Annotated in this window: 15 protein-coding genes; 5 read left to right on the forward strand and 10 right to left on the reverse strand. The window is 73.2% G+C overall.

Features of this window, described 5'->3' with window-relative positions; genetic code table 11:
• Window positions 1-57: 57 nt before the first annotated feature.
• The 4 genes from GA0070614_RS10415 to GA0070614_RS10430 all read right to left on the reverse strand — a co-directional run bounded on the left by GA0070614_RS10415 (window position 58) and on the right by GA0070614_RS10430 (window position 4,520).
• The gene (locus tag GA0070614_RS10415; RefSeq protein ID WP_088975768.1) at window positions 58-1,746 is read right to left on the reverse strand and encodes an acyl-CoA mutase large subunit family protein; all 1,689 of its coding nucleotides are present in this window, start codon (window positions 1,744-1,746) and stop codon (window positions 58-60) included.
• A 95-nt stretch (window positions 1,747-1,841) separates the two neighbouring features.
• Window positions 1,842-2,246 carry an Asp23/Gls24 family envelope stress response protein gene (locus GA0070614_RS10420; protein ID WP_088975769.1) on the reverse strand — a complete coding sequence of 135 codons (405 nt, stop codon included), beginning with the start codon at window positions 2,244-2,246 and terminating at the stop codon, window positions 1,842-1,844.
• A gap of 73 nt (window positions 2,247-2,319) precedes the next feature.
• Complete coding sequence (meaB, locus tag GA0070614_RS10425) at window positions 2,320-3,255, reverse strand: methylmalonyl Co-A mutase-associated GTPase MeaB (RefSeq protein ID WP_231933676.1); 936 nt, start codon at window positions 3,253-3,255, stop codon at window positions 2,320-2,322.
• 65 nt (window positions 3,256-3,320) lie between these two features.
• Window positions 3,321-4,520, reverse strand: coding sequence for an acetyl-CoA C-acetyltransferase (locus GA0070614_RS10430; protein ID WP_088975770.1), 1,200 nt, complete (start codon window positions 4,518-4,520; stop codon window positions 3,321-3,323).
• Window positions 4,521-4,582: 62 nt separating this feature from the next.
• Between GA0070614_RS10430 and mce the strand changes: the two genes are divergently transcribed.
• The 5 genes from mce (at window position 4,583) to GA0070614_RS10455 (ending at window position 12,029) form a co-directional block, all read left to right on the forward strand.
• Window positions 4,583-5,059, forward strand: coding sequence for a methylmalonyl-CoA epimerase (gene mce, locus GA0070614_RS10435; protein WP_088975771.1), 477 nt, complete (start codon window positions 4,583-4,585; stop codon window positions 5,057-5,059).
• Between the two features lie 320 nt (window positions 5,060-5,379).
• Window positions 5,380-6,735: a crotonyl-CoA carboxylase/reductase gene (ccrA, locus tag GA0070614_RS10440; protein WP_088975772.1), complete on the forward strand. Its 1,356-nt coding sequence runs from the start codon at window positions 5,380-5,382 to the stop codon at window positions 6,733-6,735.
• Between the two features lie 278 nt (window positions 6,736-7,013).
• Window positions 7,014-8,270 carry a coiled-coil domain-containing protein gene (locus GA0070614_RS10445; RefSeq protein WP_088975773.1) on the forward strand — a complete coding sequence of 419 codons (1,257 nt, stop codon included), beginning with the start codon at window positions 7,014-7,016 and terminating at the stop codon, window positions 8,268-8,270.
• A 180-nt stretch (window positions 8,271-8,450) separates the two neighbouring features.
• Window positions 8,451-10,559, forward strand: coding sequence for a coiled-coil domain-containing protein (locus GA0070614_RS10450; RefSeq protein WP_088975774.1), 2,109 nt, complete (start codon window positions 8,451-8,453; stop codon window positions 10,557-10,559).
• Between the two features lie 408 nt (window positions 10,560-10,967).
• Window positions 10,968-12,029, forward strand: coding sequence for an AI-2E family transporter (locus GA0070614_RS10455; RefSeq protein ID WP_088979355.1), 1,062 nt, complete (start codon window positions 10,968-10,970; stop codon window positions 12,027-12,029).
• Window positions 12,030-12,039: 10 nt separating this feature from the next.
• On the opposite strand, the gene GA0070614_RS10460 is transcribed toward GA0070614_RS10455, so the two are convergent.
• The 6 genes from GA0070614_RS10460 to GA0070614_RS10485 form a co-directional block, all read right to left on the reverse strand.
• The gene (locus GA0070614_RS10460) at window positions 12,040-12,840 is read right to left on the reverse strand and encodes an alpha/beta hydrolase (protein WP_088975775.1); all 801 of its coding nucleotides are present in this window, start codon (window positions 12,838-12,840) and stop codon (window positions 12,040-12,042) included.
• Between the two features lie 66 nt (window positions 12,841-12,906).
• Window positions 12,907-13,233, reverse strand: coding sequence for a hypothetical protein (locus GA0070614_RS10465; RefSeq protein WP_088975776.1), 327 nt, complete (start codon window positions 13,231-13,233; stop codon window positions 12,907-12,909).
• Window positions 13,234-13,249: 16 nt separating this feature from the next.
• A complete protein-coding gene (locus GA0070614_RS10470) occupies window positions 13,250-14,287 on the reverse strand; it encodes a hypothetical protein (RefSeq protein ID WP_088975777.1) in 1,038 nt (345 codons plus the stop codon).
• On the reverse strand, window positions 14,284-14,778 hold the full coding sequence (locus GA0070614_RS10475) for a SigE family RNA polymerase sigma factor (protein ID WP_088975778.1): 495 nt from the start codon (window positions 14,776-14,778) through the stop codon (window positions 14,284-14,286). Before GA0070614_RS10475 ends, GA0070614_RS10470 begins: the two co-directional genes overlap by 4 nt.
• A gap of 41 nt (window positions 14,779-14,819) precedes the next feature.
• Entirely contained in the window at window positions 14,820-16,610 is a 1,791-nt protein-coding gene (locus GA0070614_RS10480; RefSeq protein WP_088979356.1) for a 3-hydroxyacyl-CoA dehydrogenase family protein, read from the reverse strand.
• 121 nt (window positions 16,611-16,731) lie between these two features.
• Window positions 16,732-17,790 carry an alpha/beta fold hydrolase gene (locus GA0070614_RS10485; RefSeq protein WP_088979357.1) on the reverse strand — a complete coding sequence of 353 codons (1,059 nt, stop codon included), beginning with the start codon at window positions 17,788-17,790 and terminating at the stop codon, window positions 16,732-16,734.
• Window positions 17,791-17,860 lie beyond the last annotated feature (70 nt).

Genomic DNA, 17,860 nt, shown 5'->3' on the forward strand with positions numbered 1-17,860 from the left:
GCTGATGCGACATCCCACCCGGCGACGACGGCGCGACCGCGGGGGCGGCGGTGGTGGTCAGAAGCGGGCGGGCTCGCGGTAGACGCCCCACTCGGCCCGCAGGGCGTCGCAGATCTCGCCGAGGGTGGCCTCGGCCCGGACGGCGTCGAGCATCGCCGGGATCATGTTGCCGTCGGTGCGGCCGACCTCGACCATCCGGGCCACCGCCGCCTCGACCGCCGCCTCGTCCCGGGCGGCCTTGCGCTCGGCCAGCACCCGGCGCTGCTCCAGTTCCACCTCGTGCGAGATGCGCAGGATCTCGAGGTCCTTGGCGACCGTGCCGGTGTGGCAGTTGACCCCGACGATCTTCTTGTCGCCCTTCTCCAGCGCCTGCTGGTAGACGAAGGCCGACTCGGCGATGTGGCCGGTGAACCAGCCGTCCTCGATGCCGCGCAGGATGCCGGAGGTCATCGGGCCGATCTGGTGCGGGCCCTCGCCGCCGAGCTGCCGGATCCGGGCGAAGATCTCCTCCGCCTCGGCCTCGATCTTGTCGGTGAGCGCCTCGACGTACCAGGAGCCGCCCAGCGGGTCGGCCACGTTCGTCACCCCGGTCTCCTCCATCAGCACCTGCTGGGTACGCAGGGCGATCTCGGCGGACTCGTCGGTGGGCAGGGCGAGGGTCTCGTCCAGGGCGTTGGTGTGCAGCGAGTTGGTCCCGCCGAGCACCGCGGCCAGCGCCTCGACGGCGGTGCGCACCACGTTGTTGACCGGCTGCTGGGCGGTCAGCGACACCCCGGCGGTCTGCGTGTGGAACCGCAGCCAGAGCGCCTTCTCGCTGGTGGCGCCGTAGACGTCGCGCAGCCAGCGGGCCCAGATCCGGCGGGCGGCGCGGAACTTGGCGATCTCCTCGAAGAAGTCCACGTGCGAGTCGAAGAAGAAACTCAGGCCCGGGGCGAAGACGTTGACGTCCAGCCCGCGCGACAGCCCCAGCTCGACGTAGCCGAACCCGTCGGCCAGCGTGTACGCCAGTTCCTGCGCGGCGGTCGAGCCGGCCTCGCGGATGTGGTAGCCGGAGACGGAGAGCGGCTTGTACCGGGGGATCTCCCGGGCGCAGTACTCCATCAGGTCGCCGATCAGGCGCAGGTGCGGCTCCGGGTCGAAGAGCCACTCCTTCTGCGCGATGTACTCCTTGAAGATGTCGGTCTGCAGCGTGCCGTCCAGGGTGGACACGTCGACGCCCTGCCGCTCGGCGGCGACCAGGTACATGCAGAAGACCGGCACGGCCGGGCCGGAGATGGTCATCGAGGTGGTGACGCCGCCCAGGTCGATGCCGTCGAAGAGCACCTCCATGTCGGCGGCGCTGTCCACCGCGACACCGCAGTGCCCGACCTCGCCGAGCGACTGCGGGTCGTCGGAGTCCCGCCCCATCAGCGTGGGCATGTCGAAGGCGACGGAGAGGCCGCCGCCCCCGGCGCCCAGGATCATCTTGTAGCGCTCGTTGGTCTGCTGGGCGTTGCCGAACCCGGCGAACTGCCGGATCGTCCAGGTCCGCCCGCGGTAGCCGGTCGGGTGCAGGCCCCGGGTGTACGGGTACTCGCCCGGCCAGCCGATCCGGTCGAAGCCCGGGTACGCCACGCCCTCCGGCGGGCCGTAGACCGGGTCCACGGTCATCCCGGACAGGGTGGTGAAGTCCGCGTCCCGCTTGCGCGCGGCGTCGTAGCGGGCCTGCCAGCGTGCCCGTCCGGCGGCGATCTCGTCGGCGTTCATCCGCGGAGCTCCTCCTCGAGTCCTCGACTGCAGACCGAGTGTAGAACGGAGTCCTGAACGATCGCTAAGGAAGTTCGTACCCGCCGGTAACCTGATCAGGCCGGGGGCGCCTCCATGGCCACGTCGTCCACCCGGATGTTGATCTCGTCGGCCCGCAGCCCGTACGCCTCGACGGCCGCCGTCACCGCGACCCGCACCGCGTCGGTCACCTGCGGCACCGGGTGGCCGGCCGCGATCACCAGCACCAGGTTGACCACCGCCGCGCCGTTGCTGACGTGCGCCGAGCAGCCCCGCCGGGCGTCACCGACCTGGTCCAGGCCGACCCTGTCGAGCACCGCGTTGAAGAACCGGGCCACGTCGCCGCCGAGCTCGGCCACCCCGGGCACGGACTTCGCGGCGGCCACCGCGATCTTCTCCACCACCTCGTCGGAGACGTGCGTCGTCCCGCCCGCCATCGCGGCCGGGGTCACCGACAGTTCCTGGGTCGCCTCGTCAGCCATGCTCTCCCCACAACGTCGCACCGCCCCACGAAGAGCCGTGAGGCGGTGCGAGCGTACTAGGTGGACGGCGGGCTCAGGCCCCCAGTTGCGCGAGCAGCTCATCCGCCGCCGCGTACGGGTCGATCGCGCCCTCGGCCACCTTGGCGGCCAGCGTCGGCAGCTCCGTACCGTCGCGCAGCGAACCGATCCGGGCGCGGAGCACGCCGAGCGCGATCGCCTCGATCTCGGCGGCGGCCCGCGCCTCCCGGCGGCGGCGCAGCTCGCCGTGCTGCTCCAGCCAGCCGCGGTGCTTGTCGATCGCGGCGGCGATGTCGTCGATCCCCTCGCCACGCGCCGCGATCGCGCGGACCACCTGCGGGCGCCACTCGCCCGGCCCGCGCTCGCCGAGGGCGATCATGCCCTGGATGTCGCGGACGGTGGCGTCCGCGCCGTCCCGGTCGGCCTTGTTGACCACGAAGACGTCGGCGATCTCCAGGATGCCGGCCTTGACCGCCTGGATCGCGTCGCCCATGCCCGGGGCGAGCAGCACCAGCGTGGTGTCCGCCAGGGAGGCCACCTCGACCTCGGCCTGCCCGACGCCGACGGTCTCCACCAGCACCACGTCGCAGCCGGCCCCCTCCAGCACCCGCACCGCCTGGGGCGTGGCCGCGGAGAGGCCGCCCAGGTGGCCCCGGCTGGACATCGACCGGATGTAGACGCCCGGGTCGGTGGCGTGGTCCTGCATCCGGACCCGGTCGCCGAGGATCGCCCCGCCGGTGAACGGGCTGGACGGGTCGATGGCCAGCACGCCCACCCGGTGCCCGCGCGCCCGCAGCGCCCGGACCAGCTCGTTGGTGGTGGTCGACTTGCCCACGCCCGGGGAACCGGTCAGCCCGACCACCTGCGCCTGGCCGGCGTACGGCGCGAGGGCCGCCGCGACCTGCGGCAGCACCTCGTCACCGGACTCGACCAGGGTGATCAGGCGGGCCACCGCGCGGGGGTCGCCCGCGCGGGCCCGCTCGACGAGCATGGGCACGTCCCGGCTGCGGCGCACCGGAAAGGTGGCCGCCGCCGGGGCGTTCTCGATCGTTCCGCTCACTGGTTGGTCTCGGCGCCGTTCGGGACGTGGATGATCAGCGCGTCGCCCTGCCCACCGCCGCCGCACAACGCCGCCGCGCCGGTGCCGCCGCCCCGGCGCTTGAGCTCCAGCGCGAGGGTGAGCACCAGCCGCGCGCCGGACATGCCGATCGGGTGGCCCAGCGCGATCGCGCCGCCGTTGACGTTGACCTTGTCCGGGCTGATGCCCAGGTCGCGGGTGGACTGGATGCCGACCGCCGCGAACGCCTCGTTGATCTCGACGAGGTCGATGTCCTCGATGCTCAGCCCACCCTTCTTCAGGGCGTGGTTGATCGCGTTCGACGGCTGCGAGTGCAGGGAGTTGTCCGGGCCGGCCACGTTGCCGTGCGCGCCGATCTCGGCCAGCCAGGTCAGCCCCAGCTCCTTGGCCTTGGCCTTGCTCATCACGACCACCGCGGCGGCGCCGTCGGAGATCGGCGAGGAGCTGCCGGCGGTGATGGTGCCGTCCTTGGCGAACGCCGGACGGAGCTTGCCCAGCGACTCGGCGGTGGTGTCCGGCCGGATGCCCTCGTCCTCGCTGATCACCAGCGGGTCGCCCTTGCGCTGCGGGATGACCACCGGGGCGATCTCGTCGGCGAAGTGGCCGTTCTTCTGCGCGGCGGCGGCCCGCTGGTGGCTGGCCGCGGCGAAGGCGTCCTGCTCCTCGCGGGTGATGCCGTGCTTCGCGCCGTGCCGCTCGGTGGACTCGCCCATCGAGCAGCAGTCCCAGGCGTCGGTGAGCCCGTCGAGCGCCATGTGGTCCTTGATCGTGACGTCGCCGTACTTGTAGCCGGAGCGCTGCCCGAGCAGCAGGTGCGGGGCGTTGGTCATCGACTCCATGCCGCCGGCCACCACGATGTCGAACTCGCCGGCCCGGATGAGCTGGTCGGCCAGGGCGATCGCGTCCAGCCCGGAGAGGCAGACCTTGTTGATGGTCAGCGCCGGGGTGGACATCGGGATGCCGGCCTCGACGGCGGCCTGCCGGGCCGGGATCTGCCCCGCGCCCGCCTGGAGCACCTGGCCCATGATCACGTACTGCACCTGGTCCGGAGCGACGCCGGCCCGCTCCAGCGCCGCCTTGATCGCGACGCCGCCGAGCTTCGTCGCCGGAAGGTCCTTGAGGTTGCCCAGCAGGCGCCCCATCGGGGTCCGCGCGCCGCTGACGATCACCGAAGCCATTGCCTGCCTCCGAGGGGGTGCCGACCTGTACGCCTTAACGATTGTTCGGTCAGACTAGCGCCATGGCTGAGAACTCCCCCGTCGAGACCGCTGCCGACTATGTCACAGACATCGGCCTGCGCCGCATCGACCACGTCGGGGTCGCGGTCGCCGACCTCGACGCCGCGATCGACTTCTACCAGCGCACCTTCGGCATGCGCTGCGTGCACACCGAGACCAACACCGAGCAGGGCGTACGCGAGGCGATGCTGGCCGTCGGCCCGACCGCCGAGGGCGGCTGCGTGCAGCTGCTCGCCCCGCTGAGCCCGGAGTCGACCATCGCGAAGTTCCTGGACCGCAACGGCCCGGGCGTGCAGCAGGTGGCGTACACGGTGGCCGACATCGACGCGGCCTGCGCGGCGCTGCGCGAGCGGGGCGTACGGCTGCTCTACGAGACCCCGAAGCGCGGCACCGCCGACTCCCGGATCAACTTCGTGCACCCGAAGGACGCCGGCGGCGTCCTGGTCGAGCTGGTCGAGCCGGCCGCCGGGGGCCACTGACCTGCCCACCCGCGCGGGTCGGGGCGTCCGCGCGCCGCCCCGACCCGTGCGACCGACCGTCGACCACACCGGATCCCAGAAGATGGGAACACGAGCAGCATTGCGCGAATCGGCGTTCCCATGGACAGCTCCACGCACGGCGCAATGCACTTTTTCACACAGGACTTCCGGCCCTAGCTACCGTTCAGTAACGTCCGGCGGCACAGGAGCGCGACCGGTGCCGGATGTGTCGATTGCCGACATGGCGGTCGGTCGCACCGGCGCCGACGATGGCAACAGCCCGTGCCCGGCGTGCGGGTGCGGACGAACGGGAGGTCACCGTGCAGGACATCCTCGAAGCGATCATGGCAGCGGAGGGCTCGGACAAGCCGGAGCGCGAACTGGCCGGCCTCGCCGGCCTGCCCGTGCCGGAGAGCTACCGGGGCATGGTCGTCCGCGCCGACGAGACCCGGATGTTCGAGGGGTTGGCCACCCGGGACAAGGACCCGCGCAAGGCCCTGCACCTGCAGGAGGTGCCCACCCCGGAACTCGGCCCGGGCGAGGCCCTGGTCGCCGTGATGGCCAGCGCGATCAACTACAACACGGTCTGGACCAGCATCTTCGAGCCGCTGCCGACCTTCAAGTTCCTCCAGCGCTACGGCCGGCTCTCCGAGCTGACCCGCCGGCACGACCTGCCGTACCACGTGGTCGGCTCGGACGCCGCCGGCGTGGTGCTGCGCACCGGCCCCGGCGTGACCAAGTGGAAGGCCGGCGACGAGGTCGTCGCCCACTGCCTCTCGGTCGAGCTGGAGGACGCGGCCGGCCACGACGACACCATGCTCGACCCGCAGCAGCGGATCTGGGGCTTCGAGACCAACTTCGGCGGCCTCGCCGAGCTGTGCGTGGTCAAGGCCAACCAGCTGATGCCCAAGCCGCGCCACCTGAGCTGGGAGGAGGCGGCGAGCCCGGGCCTGGTCAACTCGACGGCGTACCGGCAGCTCGTCTCCCACCACGGGGCGAACATGAAGCAGGGCGACGTGGTGCTGATCTGGGGCGCCTCCGGCGGCCTGGGCGGCTACGCCACCCAGATGGCGCTCAACGGCGGCGCGATCCCGGTCTGCGTGGTCTCCAGCCCGGAGAAGGCCGAGCTGTGCCGGTCCATGGGGGCCGAGCTGGTCATCGACCGCTCCGCCGAGGGCTTCCGGTTCTGGAAGGACGAGCAGACCCAGGACCAGGACGAGTGGCGCCGCTTCGGCGAGCGGATCCGGGAGCTGACCGGCGGCGAGGACCCGGACATCGTCTTCGAGCACCCCGGCCGGGAGACCTTCGGCGCCAGCGTCTACGTGGCCAAGAAGGGCGGCACCATCGTCACCTGCGCCTCCACCAGCGGATACCAGCACCAGTACGACAACCGGTACCTGTGGATGCACCTCAAGCGGATCGTCGGCAGCCACTTCGCCAACTACCGCGAGGCGTGGGAGGCCAACCGGCTCGTCGCGCTCGGGCAGATCCACCCGACGGTGTCCAGGACCTACCCGCTGGAGCAGACCGGCCAGGCGGCGTACGAGGTGCACCGCAACGCGCACCAGGGCAAGGTCGGCGTGCGCTGCCTCGCCCCCACCGACGGCCTCGGCGTCCGGGACCCGCAGATGCGGGCCCGGCACGAGAGCGCGATCAACCGGTTCCGCGGCCGCTGAGCCGTCCGGGTGACGCCGGGTCGCCCATTGCGGTGAGGAGGGCATTGCCTTTCCACCGTGACCCGGACACCCATTCGAGTGAGGCCGGACAAAGGGCCGCGGGCACCGCCCGCGGCCCTTTTCCCGCTCACCGCGCGTGACGTCCGGCCCGCCCGGGAGCTGCCAAGATCGTCATTCGGGCGGGTCCGGAGGCACGGGCCGGCGGACCATGTAATGAGGACACGAAAGCTCGGGACCGCTCTTGCGAACGACCCCGGGGAGTCTGCGAGTATGTCCCAATGCCCCAGCAGCAGTCCTCCCCTCTGGCGTTCTTCGATAACGCGAACTCGCAGCCGGATTTCACCGTCGGTCTGCGCGGCTACAACACCCACCAGGTCGATGACTTCATCGGCCGGATGACCGCGGCGCTGACCCAGTCGGAGCAGGCCCGGGCCGAGGCCGAGCAGCGGATGAACGACGCCCAGCGTCGCCTCCGCCAGGCCGAGCAGCGCCAGAGCGCGCTCGAGCAGAAGCTCACCGACACCAACAAGCAGCTCGAGGAGAACAGCCGGCCCACCCTCTCCGGCCTGGGCACCCGGGTCGAGCAGATCCTCCGGCTGGCCGAGGAGCAGGCCAACGACCACCGCAACGAGGCCAAGCGGGAGTCCGAGGGGATCCTCTCCGCGGCGCGCCTCGAGGCGCGGGAGATCACCGACAAGGCGCGCGCCGAGGCCGCCGCCATGAAGGCCACCGCCGAGCGGGAGGCGGGCAACGTCCGCACCGCCGCCGAGCGCGAGGCCGCCGAGGTACGGGTGCAGGCCCGCCGCGAGGCCGACACGCTGCGCGCCGACGCGGAGCGGGAGACCAAGCAGCTGCGTACGGTCACCGCGCACGAGGTGGCCGAGCTGAAGTCCACCGTCGAGCGCGAGGTCGCCACCCTGCGGGCCACCGCCGAGCGGGAGATCACCCAGCAGCGGGCCAAGGCCGCCCGCGAGGCCGAGGAGAAGCGGGCCGAGGCGACCAAGCTGCTCACCGACGCCCGCGACAAGCGGGACAAGGACCTCCAGGCCCTGGAGCTCCAGCTCGCCGAGCGGCGCGAGAAGGCCGAGCGCGAGGAGTCGGAGCGGCACGCCGCCCAGGTCGCGCAGACCCAGAAGCTGGTCGGCGAGGCCGAGCAGCGCGCCCACGCCGCGCAGGAGCGGGCCAAGGAGATCGAGCAGCGGGCCGAGGCCCGCCGGGTCGAGTCCGAGCGCACCGCCGCCGAGACGGTCGAGAAGGCCAAGGCGCTGGCCGAGAAGACGCTGAGCGAGGCCAAGGCCGAGGCGAAGCGGCTGCTCACCGAGGCGCGCACCGAGGCCGAGCTGACCACCCAGGCCGCCCGCCGCGAGGTCGAGGACCTCACCCGCCAGAAGGACGCCGTCACCTCCCAGCTCGGGCAGATGCTCTCCGGCCTGGCCGGCATCGTGCCGGGCGTGCCGGCCCAGCAGCAGGCCGCCGCGCCGGCCAAGCCGGAGCCGGCCAAGGCCGACGCCGAGCAGAAGGCGACCGCCGGCTGACCCACCGCACGTCGGGGCATGAGTGATACGGCGCGGGGTGACACCGGGTGACCGGTGCTACCCCGCGCCGTATGCGTTGCGTCCCCCCTCCGGGACCGGCGTGCCGGAACCAGTGAAGTAGGTCCCAACAGGGGCGTCCGTATCGCCCCAGGAGGGCCGGATGCGTGTGAGGATGGGGGCATGTCGCACGGCGAGGAACTGTTCGCTCTCGGCGGGGACGTGACCACGGAGCCCAGCTTCGAGTCCGCCCTGCGGGGGTACGAGAAACGACAGGTCGACCGGTACGTCGCTCGTGCGGAGCACGAGATCGCCACCCTGACGGCCGAGCGGGAGCAGGCGTACACCCAGATCCACAAGCTGGCCGGTCAGGTCGAGCACCTCCAGCGCGACCTGGCCCAGGTGCGCAAACAGGCCGCCGTGGTGGACCGGGCCTCCTTCAAGCACCTCGGGCCCCGGGTCGAACAGATCCTGGCCCTCGCCGAGGAGCAGGCCGACGCCATCCTGGCCGCCGCGAACGAGGAGATCGACGCCCGTCGCGCCGCCGCCGAGCACATCATCGACGAGGCCCGGGAGCAGGCGGCCCGGGCACTGAAGGACTTCGAGATCGCGCTGGCCGCGCGGCGCTCCGAGGAGGAACGGCACACCGCCGCCCGCAAGGCCGAGGCGGACGCCGCCGTGAAGTCCGCCAAGGAGGACGCGGCCCGGCTGCGGGCGACCGCCCAGGACGAGTCCAACCGGCTGCGGGCCGCCGCGCAGGAGGCGCTGACCAAGGCCCAACAGGAGGCCACCCAGCTCCGGGACACCGCCAAGGAGATCCACAGCCGGGCCCAGCAGGAGGCCACCAAGCTGCGGGAGACGGCCAAGGAGGCCCTGGCCCGGGCGCAGCAGGAGGCCACCCAGCTCCGCGAGGCGGCCAAGGAGGTGCACGCCAAGGCGCAGCAGGAGGCCAAGCGGCTCACCGAGTCCGCGGCCGAGGCGGGGCGGGCCACCCACGCCAAGGCCCTGCAGGAGGCCAAGAAGATCGTCGACGACGCCGAGGAGGCCGCGAAGGGCACCCGGGGTCGGGCCCGACAGGAGGCGCACCGGCTGACCACCGAGGCGGCCGAGACGGCCAAGCGCAGCCGCGCCGAGACCGAGGCGTACGTGCAGCGGATGCGGACCGAGACCGAGGCGTACGTACAGCAGACCCGGGCCCAGACGCAACAGGAGCTCGGCGCCTGGCGAGCCGGGGTGGAGAAGGAGGTCAACGGCCGGCGGGAGGCCGCCGACCGGGAACTGGCCCAGCGCCGCGCCACCGCCGAGAGGGAGTACGCCAAGCGCCGCGACGAGCTGGAGAAGCAGTTCAAGTCCCAGCAGGACGAGTTGGCGCAGCAGCACCGGACCCGGCACGACGAGCTGGAACGGGAGTGGACGGCACGGCGCGACGAGATCGAGCGGGGCGCGGCCGAGGTCCGCCGGGCCGCCGAGGCGGACGCGCTCACCATGCGCCGTCGGGCCGAGGAGGAGGCCGCCGCGCTGCTCCAGCAGGCCGAGCAGGAGGCCGCCGACAAGCGCCGCAAGGCCGACGAGCACGTCGCCGCCTCCCGTCGGCAGTTCGAGGAGTACGCGGCCACCACCCAGCAGCACCTGGCCACCACCCAGCAGCACCTCGCCGCGACGCAGCAGGAGGCGGCGGCGAGCCGCCAGCAGCTCGCCCAGGTGATGCTGGAGATCGCCCAGGCCCAGCAGCAACTCGCCGACCTGCGGCAGGAGACCTGGCAGGCGCGGCAGGAGTCCGACGAGATCCAGCGGCAGATCACCGAGCTGAAGCTGCGGCGAATGGCCCCCGACGGGCTCGACGGCGGGTCGTCCGACGGCGCCCGGCCGCTGGTCGCAGTGGACGGCGGACGCCCGACGGCGACCGTGGACGGGAAGACCCCGGCGAACGGCGGCAAGCCGACGGCGGGCGCGGCCACCAGCGTGGACGGTGCGAACGCCGGCGTGACCAGCACCGCGGACGGCGCGAAGCCGGCATCGGGCGGCGCGTTGAAGGCCGAGCCGGTCGGCGGGGACAGCACCGCGGCCAACGGCGCCAAGCCCAAGGCGGAGCCGGTGACCACCGTCGACGGCGGGACCGCCAGCGCCGGGGTCGACGGCGAGCCGACCGTCGCGGCGGTGCCGGGCACCGGGGGCCGGGGGGCCACCCCCACGAAGATCACCAGCACCGGGGAGAGCGGCAAGCGGCCGACGAAGCCGACCACCGACGAGCGCAGCGCCAAGCCCAGCACGGTCACCGTCGAGACGGAGTGACGCCCTGAGCGGAACCGGCCACCACGCCGGGTGACGACGGGTGGCCGGCCGGTCCGGACGCCACTACCCTGCCGGGCAGGGCCCGCTGGCAGGGGTCCGCGGCGGCAGCCTCCGGCCCGGGGCCGGAGCGGGACCCGGGGAGGTCCGGTGGAACAGGACGGGCCGGCACGCGACGGCGTCGAGGGCGAGCCGACACGGGAGCACGGCCCGGCCGACGGGTCCGGCCGGGGCGAGCCGGGCGGGGCCGGCGGACCGGAGGTCGCCGGCACGGCCGGCGCGCCGGGCGAGGCCGGCGGATCCGCCCGGCACGGCGCCGACGGCGACGGGACCTCCGGTGGACGGGCCGGGCGGGAGCCCGCACCGGAGACCGGGGACGTCGACCCCACCGACTTCGAGGCGGCCGGCCCGGTGGCGAACGGCTCGGGCCGCTTCGGCCGGCCCGGGCGACCGCTGCGCCGCAGCAGCTTCCTGGTCGGCTTCACCGGGGCGCTCGGCGTGCTGCTGGCGTACACGGTCTGGCTGGGCGTCCGCAACGCCGGCGGCATCCTCGTCCTGGTGGTGATCGCGCTCTTCCTCGCGGTGGGGCTCAACCCGGCGGTGGGCCGGCTGCGCTCCTGGGGGCTGCCGCACGGGCTCGCCGTCGCGACTGTCGTGCTCACCCTGCTCCTGCTGATCACCGCCGGCCTGGTGGCGCTGGTCCCGCCGGTGATCACCCAGAGCGGCGAGTTCCTCGCCCAACTGCCCAGCTACGTCGAGGAACTGCGCCGCAACCGCGCGGTCAACGACCTGGTGGAGCGGTACGACGTGATGGAGCGGGTGCAGGCCGCGGCGAACGCCGACACCATCGGCCGGGCCCTCGGCGGGGTGCTCGGCGGCGCGCAACTGATCTTCGGCACCCTGTTCCGGGCGCTGACCGTGCTGGTGCTGACCATCTACTTCCTGGCCTACTTCGACCGGTTGCGCGACCTCGGGTACGCGCTGGTCCCCCGCTCCCGCCGGCAGCGGGTCAGCCTGATCGGGGACGAGATCCTGGCCAAGGTCGGCGCGTACATGGTGGGGGCGTTGAGCATCGCGGTGCTCGCCGGCGCGACCACCTTCACCTTCGCGCTGATCGTCGGGCTGCCGTACCCGTTCGCGCTGGCGGTGGTGGTGGCGGTGACCGACCTGATCCCACAGATCGGGGCCACCCTCGGCGCGGTGGTGGTGAGCCTGGTCGCGTTCGCCACCGGGCTGCCCGAGGGGATCGCGGCGCTGGTCTTCTTCGTGCTCTACCAGCAGGTGGAGAACTACCTCATCTACCCGAAGATCATGCGACGCTCGGTGCAGGTGAACGAGGTGGCCGCGCTGCTGGCCGCGCTGCTCGGGGTGGCCCTGATGGGGGTGGTCGGCGCGCTGATCGCGATCCCGACGGTGGCCGCCGGGCAGCTCATCCTGCGCGAGGTGGTGCTGCCCCGGCAGGAACGACGCTGACGCGGCGGGCTCAGTCGCGCTGCGGGCCGGGCACCGGGGTGTCGGCGAAGGAGGCGACGGTACGGTCGGCGTACGCGCTGACGTCGCCGGTCTCCATCGGGCCGTCCCAGGTGGTGGGCAGCGGCAGCGACGCCGCCGGGTTGACCCGCCGGACGATCTCGTCGAGCACCGTCTCGGCGTCGCCCACCCAGAGGTGCTTCGCGCCGGGCACCCCGACCACCTCGGCCTGCGGCACCACGGCGAAGCGCTCCCTGGCCTCGTCCGGACGCAGGTAGTCGTCGAACTCCGGCACCAGCGCGGTGAGCGGCGTGCCCCGCTCGGCCCAGACCGCCAGGTCCTCGGGCGTGGAGAAGCGCAGCGGCGGGGAGAGCAGGATCGCCCCGGCCACCGCCGGGTCGCAGCCGTACTTCAGCGCCAGGTCGGTGCCGAACGACCACCCGACCAGCCAGATGTTCGGCAACTCGTGGAACTCGGCGTACTCGATGGCGGCGTGCACGTCGAAGCGCTCGCCGACGGCGGCGTCGAAGGCACCCTCGCTGGTGCCCCGGACGCTGCTGGTGCCCCGGGTGTTGAACCGCAGCACCGCCAGGTCGGCCAGGGCGGGCAGCCGCCAGGCGGCCTTGCGGAAGACGTGGCTGTCCATCATCCCGCCGTGGGTGGGCAGCGGGTGCAGGCAGACCAGGGTGCCCACCGGCTCCCGGTCGACCGGCCGGGCCAGCTCACCGACCAGCCGCAGGCCGTCGGCGGTGTGCAGCTCGATGTCCTCCCGGTGGCCGGGGAGGATCGACGACGCGCGGATCGGTGTGCTCACCGCTCAAGTCTGGCGCGAACTCGCCGCCGCCGCCCGCCCGGGCGGAAACAGCGTGATCCAGATCGCTCAGCCGTACCGGGGGGCACCCCGCCCGCGCATCAGGTTGGGCCCCCGCCGGTCCCGGGCCCGCCAGCAGCCGCTGTGCCAGTGCCGCCGGTCGGTGAGGTCGCCCGTACCGTCGGCCGGCCAGGCCACCAGGTGCGCCACCCCGGGGCGGATCTCCTGGTCGCACCCCGGGCAGCGGTACGTCTTGGTGGACGCGCCGCCGCCGATGCCGCGTACCTGCCAGTCGCCGTCGCGCCACTGCTGGACCGTGGGCACGCCCTGGCGTACCCGGTCGGAGTCCAGGTGGGCGGCGTCGTCCCGGCGGGGACGGTTGCGACGGGGGCTCACATCGTCAAGATTACGGTCAGTTCCAGGTCGACGGCCTGCTGAGGTCGTCGGCCAGCCGCGCCCCGCCGAGCACGACGGCCGCGTCCGCCTCGGTGAACCCCCGGTTGGGCCAGCCGAAGCGGGCGGTGACCGACGCCTTGTCGACGCCGAGCAGCTCCAACTCCCCGCCCTGCGGCGGGACGTAGCCGGCCCGGTCACCGATCGTCCGGTTCCCCTCGGTACGGCCGCTCGGGACCTCGCGGTGGTACTCCAGCCAGACGTCGAGGCGCTGGTCGCCGGGGCGGGCGACGGTGAGGAGCACGTCCAGCGCGTCCGGGAAGCCGATCACACTGACCTCGCAGCCGGCCAGCGACGCGTCCGGCGGCAGGGTGGTCAACCGCAGCGGCGTCGCGCACCGGCGTGCCTCGTCCAGCCGCAGCGCCGCGACCGCCTCGCGCAGGCCGCCGTCGTCGTCGGCGACGGTGTGCACCCGGGCGTACAGGCCCGGGACCGGCTGCCAGCGCAGCAACCAGCCCGGCTGCCCGCCCGGCCCGGTCGACGGCACCCGCTGCACCCGCCCGTCGAAGCCGGCCGCGGTGGCCGGCGTGTCCGGGTAGGTCATCCCCTCGTGCACCGACCGCTCCACGGCGGCGGCGTCGGTGGACAGGTCGACCGCGACGATCCGGTCACCCCCCAGGTCGAGCCGGCCGCCCTCGACGCCCCCGCCGGTACGCCAGGTCAGCAGCCGGGCCCGGGCCGGGTCCACGCCGAAGTGCAGCAGGTTCGGGTCGGTGCCGACCAGGGTCGGATCGGCGAGTGCCCCCGGCACGCCGACGACGGGCGGCGGCACCGGTGGGGCAGCCGTCCACGCCGACCGGCTCGGCACCTCGCCCAGTTGGACGGTGGCCACGCCGAGTACGCCGACCAGTGCCAGCGCGGTGGCGGTGACCACCCGGCGGCGCAGTCGACGGCGGCGGCCCCGGGCCACCGAGTCCCGCAGCAGCCGGTGGCTGTCGACCGCCCCCTCGGCGTGCTCCCGCAGCGTGCTGGTGATCCGCTCGTCGAGGTCGGTCACGGCCGGCTCCCGTTCGTCGCCGGGGCGGCGAAGCGCTCCCGGAGGTGGGTGAGCGCCCGCATGGCGTGGGTGCGGACGGTGACCGGCGAGCAGTCCAGGATCTGCGCGATGGTGGTGTCGTCGAGGTCCTCGTAGTAGCGCAGCACCAGCACGGCGCGCTGCCGGTCGGGCAGGGCGCGGATCAGCCGCCACATCTCGTCCCGGTCGGCCGCCTCGCCGCCGAGGTCGCCGCGACCGGCCCGCTCGGCGAACTCGGCGGTGGCCAGTTCCCGGCTGGACCGGCGCCGCCACCAGGAGGTGTTCGCGTTGACCAGCATCCGGCGCACGTACACGTCGGGACGGTCGGCCCGGGCGATCTTCCGCCAGTGCAGGTACGCGCGGGCCAGCACGTCCTGGGTGAGGTCCTCGGCGCGGTGCTCGTCACCGGTCAGCAGCCGGGCCAGCCGGACGAGGGCCGGCCCGCGGCTGCTGACGTACTCCTCGAAGGTCACACCCTCAAGACGCCGTCACCGACGCGGTGTGTTGACCGGGGTCAGCGGCGGGTGTGGTCGCGGAAGCCACGACCGGTCTTGCGGCCCAGGTAGCCGGCGGTGACCAGGTGCTCCAGCAGCGGCGCGGGCGCGAAGCCCGGCTCGCGCAGCTCCAGGTACAGCTCCCGCTGGATGGCCAGCGAGACGTCCAGGCCGACCACGTCGAGCAGCTCGAACGGGCCCATCGGGTAGCCGCAGCCGAGCTTCATCGCGTGGTCGATGTCGTCGGCGGTGGAGTAGCTGGCCTCCAGCATCTTCACCGCGTCGTTCAGGTACGGGAAGAGCAGCGCGTTGACGATGAAGCCGGAGCGGTCGCCGCAGACCACGCCGGTCTTGCCGAGCGCCACGCAGACCGCCTTGGCGGTGGCGGTGGTCTCGGCGGAGGTGCGGATGGTCTGTACCACCTCGACCAGCGGCATGATCGGCGCCGGGTTGAAGAAGTGCAGGCCCACCACGTCGGCCGGACGCTGGGTGGCCATCGCCACGTCGATCACCGGCAGCGAGGAGGTGGTGGTGGCGAGCACGACGCCCGGCTTGCAGATCTCGTCGAGGCTGGCGAAGAGCGCCTTCTTGACGCTCAGCTCCTCGATCACGGCCTCGACCACCAGGTCGACGTCGGCCAGGTGCTCCAGCGTCGCGGACCAGTTGATCCGGCCCAGTGCGGCGTCCCGGTCGGCCTCGCTGAGCTTGCCGCGTACCACGCCCTTGTTGAGCGAGGTCTTGACCGCCTCGAAGACCTTGGCGGACTTCTCCGCGCCCCGGGTCACCGAGACGACCTCGTAGCCGGCCTTGGCGAAGACCTCGATGATGCCGGTGGCCATGGTGCCGGAGCCGACCACGCCGACCTTCGTGATGCCGCGGGTGCCGTCGGCGAGCGCCGACTCCGTGGCCACGGGCGTCTGCTCGTCGGGTACGACCACCGGAGAGCCCGGCCGCTCGTAGGTGTAGAAGCCCCGGCCGGACTTGCGGCCGAGCAGACCCGCGGTGACCATCTGCTTGATCAGCGGCACCGGGGCGTGCCGGCGGTCCCGCCCGCCGCGCCGGTACATGGTGTCCAGGATCTCGTACGCGGTGTCGAGGCCGATCAGGTCCATCAGGGCGAGCGGACCCATCGGCAGGCCGCAGCCGAGCTTCATCGCGGCGTCGATGTCCTCGCGGGTGGCGTAGTGCGACTCGAACATGCCCACGGCGTGGTTGAGGTAGCCGAAGAGCAGGGCGTTGGCGATGAAGCCGGCCCGGTCGCTGATGGTGACGTCGACCTTGCCCAGCCGCTTGCAGAGCGCCTCCACGTCGGCCACCACGTCGGCGGAGGTGACCACCGTGCGGACCACCTCGACCAGCTTCATCACCGGCGCCGGGTTGAAGAAGTGGATGCCGATCACCTGGTTGGGCCGGGTGGTGGCGACCGAGATCTCGGTGACGCTCAGCGAGGAGGTGTTGGTGGCGAGGATGGCCTCGGGCTTGCAGACCCGGTCCAGCTCGGCGAAGATCCGCTGCTTGAGGTCCAGGTGCTCGGGGACGGCCTCGATGACCAGGTCGACCGAGTGCAGGGCGTCCAGCCCGACCTGGAAGTCGACCCGGGACAGCAGCGCGTCCCGGTCGGCCTCGGCGAGCTTGCCCTTGGCGACCGCCCGGTCGGTGGAGCCGGTCAGGGTGGACCGGCCGCGCTCCAGGGCGGCCTCGGAGATCTCCACCGCGACGACGTCCACCCCGTTGCGGGCGAACACCTCGACGATGCCGGCACCCATGGTGCCCAGACCCACCACACCTACACTGGTGAACTCGCGCGCCACGACCGGCCTCCCCTGGATCGACTCCGCGGCCAACGACATGAACGGCCGCTAAGGTTATGCGCCGGAGTCTGCCACGTGACGCTACGTTGTCGAGACGCCGTGGGATATTTCACGCAGCGGTTCAGCCCGATGTCCGGACCCCGGCCAGCGCCAGCAGCTCCGCCACGAACTCCGCCGGCCGTTCCAGGTGCGGGCTGTGCCCGCAGCCGGGGAGCACCACCTCCCGGTACGACCCGCCGGCGGCGGCGTACCGCGCCAGCACCGCCCTGGTCTGCCCGACCATCGGTTGCGGCGGGCAGGCCCGCGCACCGGGCCAGTCCGGCACCATCCCCAGCGACCCCAGGTACGCCAGGTCGAACAGGGAGGTGTCGGAGACGATCACGTCGGCGTCACCGCGTACCCAGGTGACCGGCGGCTTGACTCCGACGGCGACCAGCTCGTCGGCGATCCGGAAGCGGGCGAGGGCGTTGAACACGCCCCGCTCCCCCGGCGCCGTGCCGGGCCAGTGCGGGGACGCCACCCCGGTGCCCGGGTAGTTGTCGTCGCCGACCACGGTGCTCAGGACGCTGTCGAGCAGCAGTTCCTCGTCGTCGCCGAGGCTGGCCGGGTCGGCGACGTACGCCGTCCGCAGCACGGTGCGCGGGCTGGTCGGGCCGTCGACGCCGCGGTCCTTCGCGGCGAGCCGGGCCACGAACTCGGGGTTGGCCGTGCCGCCGCCGGTGCCGGCGAGGTCGGGGCTGGTCGGGGTGCCGTCGAGGTCCCGGGTGCCACCGAAGCCGTACGGGGAGACGGGCGCCTCCAGCAGCAGGCCCGCCACCCGGTCGGGCCGGTCCACCAGCAGCCGCATCGCCACGCCCCCGCCGAGGGAGTGCCCGACCACCACCGGTCGCGCGCCGGACGGGTACAGCCCCGGGGCGTCGAGCAGGGCGGCCACGTCGTCGGCGAAGTCGGCCAGCCCCCGGCTCCCGTCCAGCGGGGCGGGCTCGGTGTCGCCGTACCCGCGCAGGTCCGGCGCGACCACCCGCAGCGTCGACGGCAGCCGGCGGACGAGCGGCTCCCAGAAGGCGGACGAGGAGACGTTGCCGTGCACCAGCAGCACCGGCACGCCGTCCGGCGGGCCGGCGACCCGGACCCGCTGGGTGATCCCGTTCGCCGTCACGGTCCGCTGCTCGGTCTCCATCCGCGGCATGCTGCCACGGCCGGTGACCCGGGTCCATGGTGCGGCCGACCATGATCGGCCGGCCGGACCT

The sequence above is a fragment of the Micromonospora coxensis genome, from assembly GCF_900090295.1.
GTDB lineage: Bacteria > Actinomycetota > Actinomycetes > Mycobacteriales > Micromonosporaceae > Micromonospora > Micromonospora coxensis.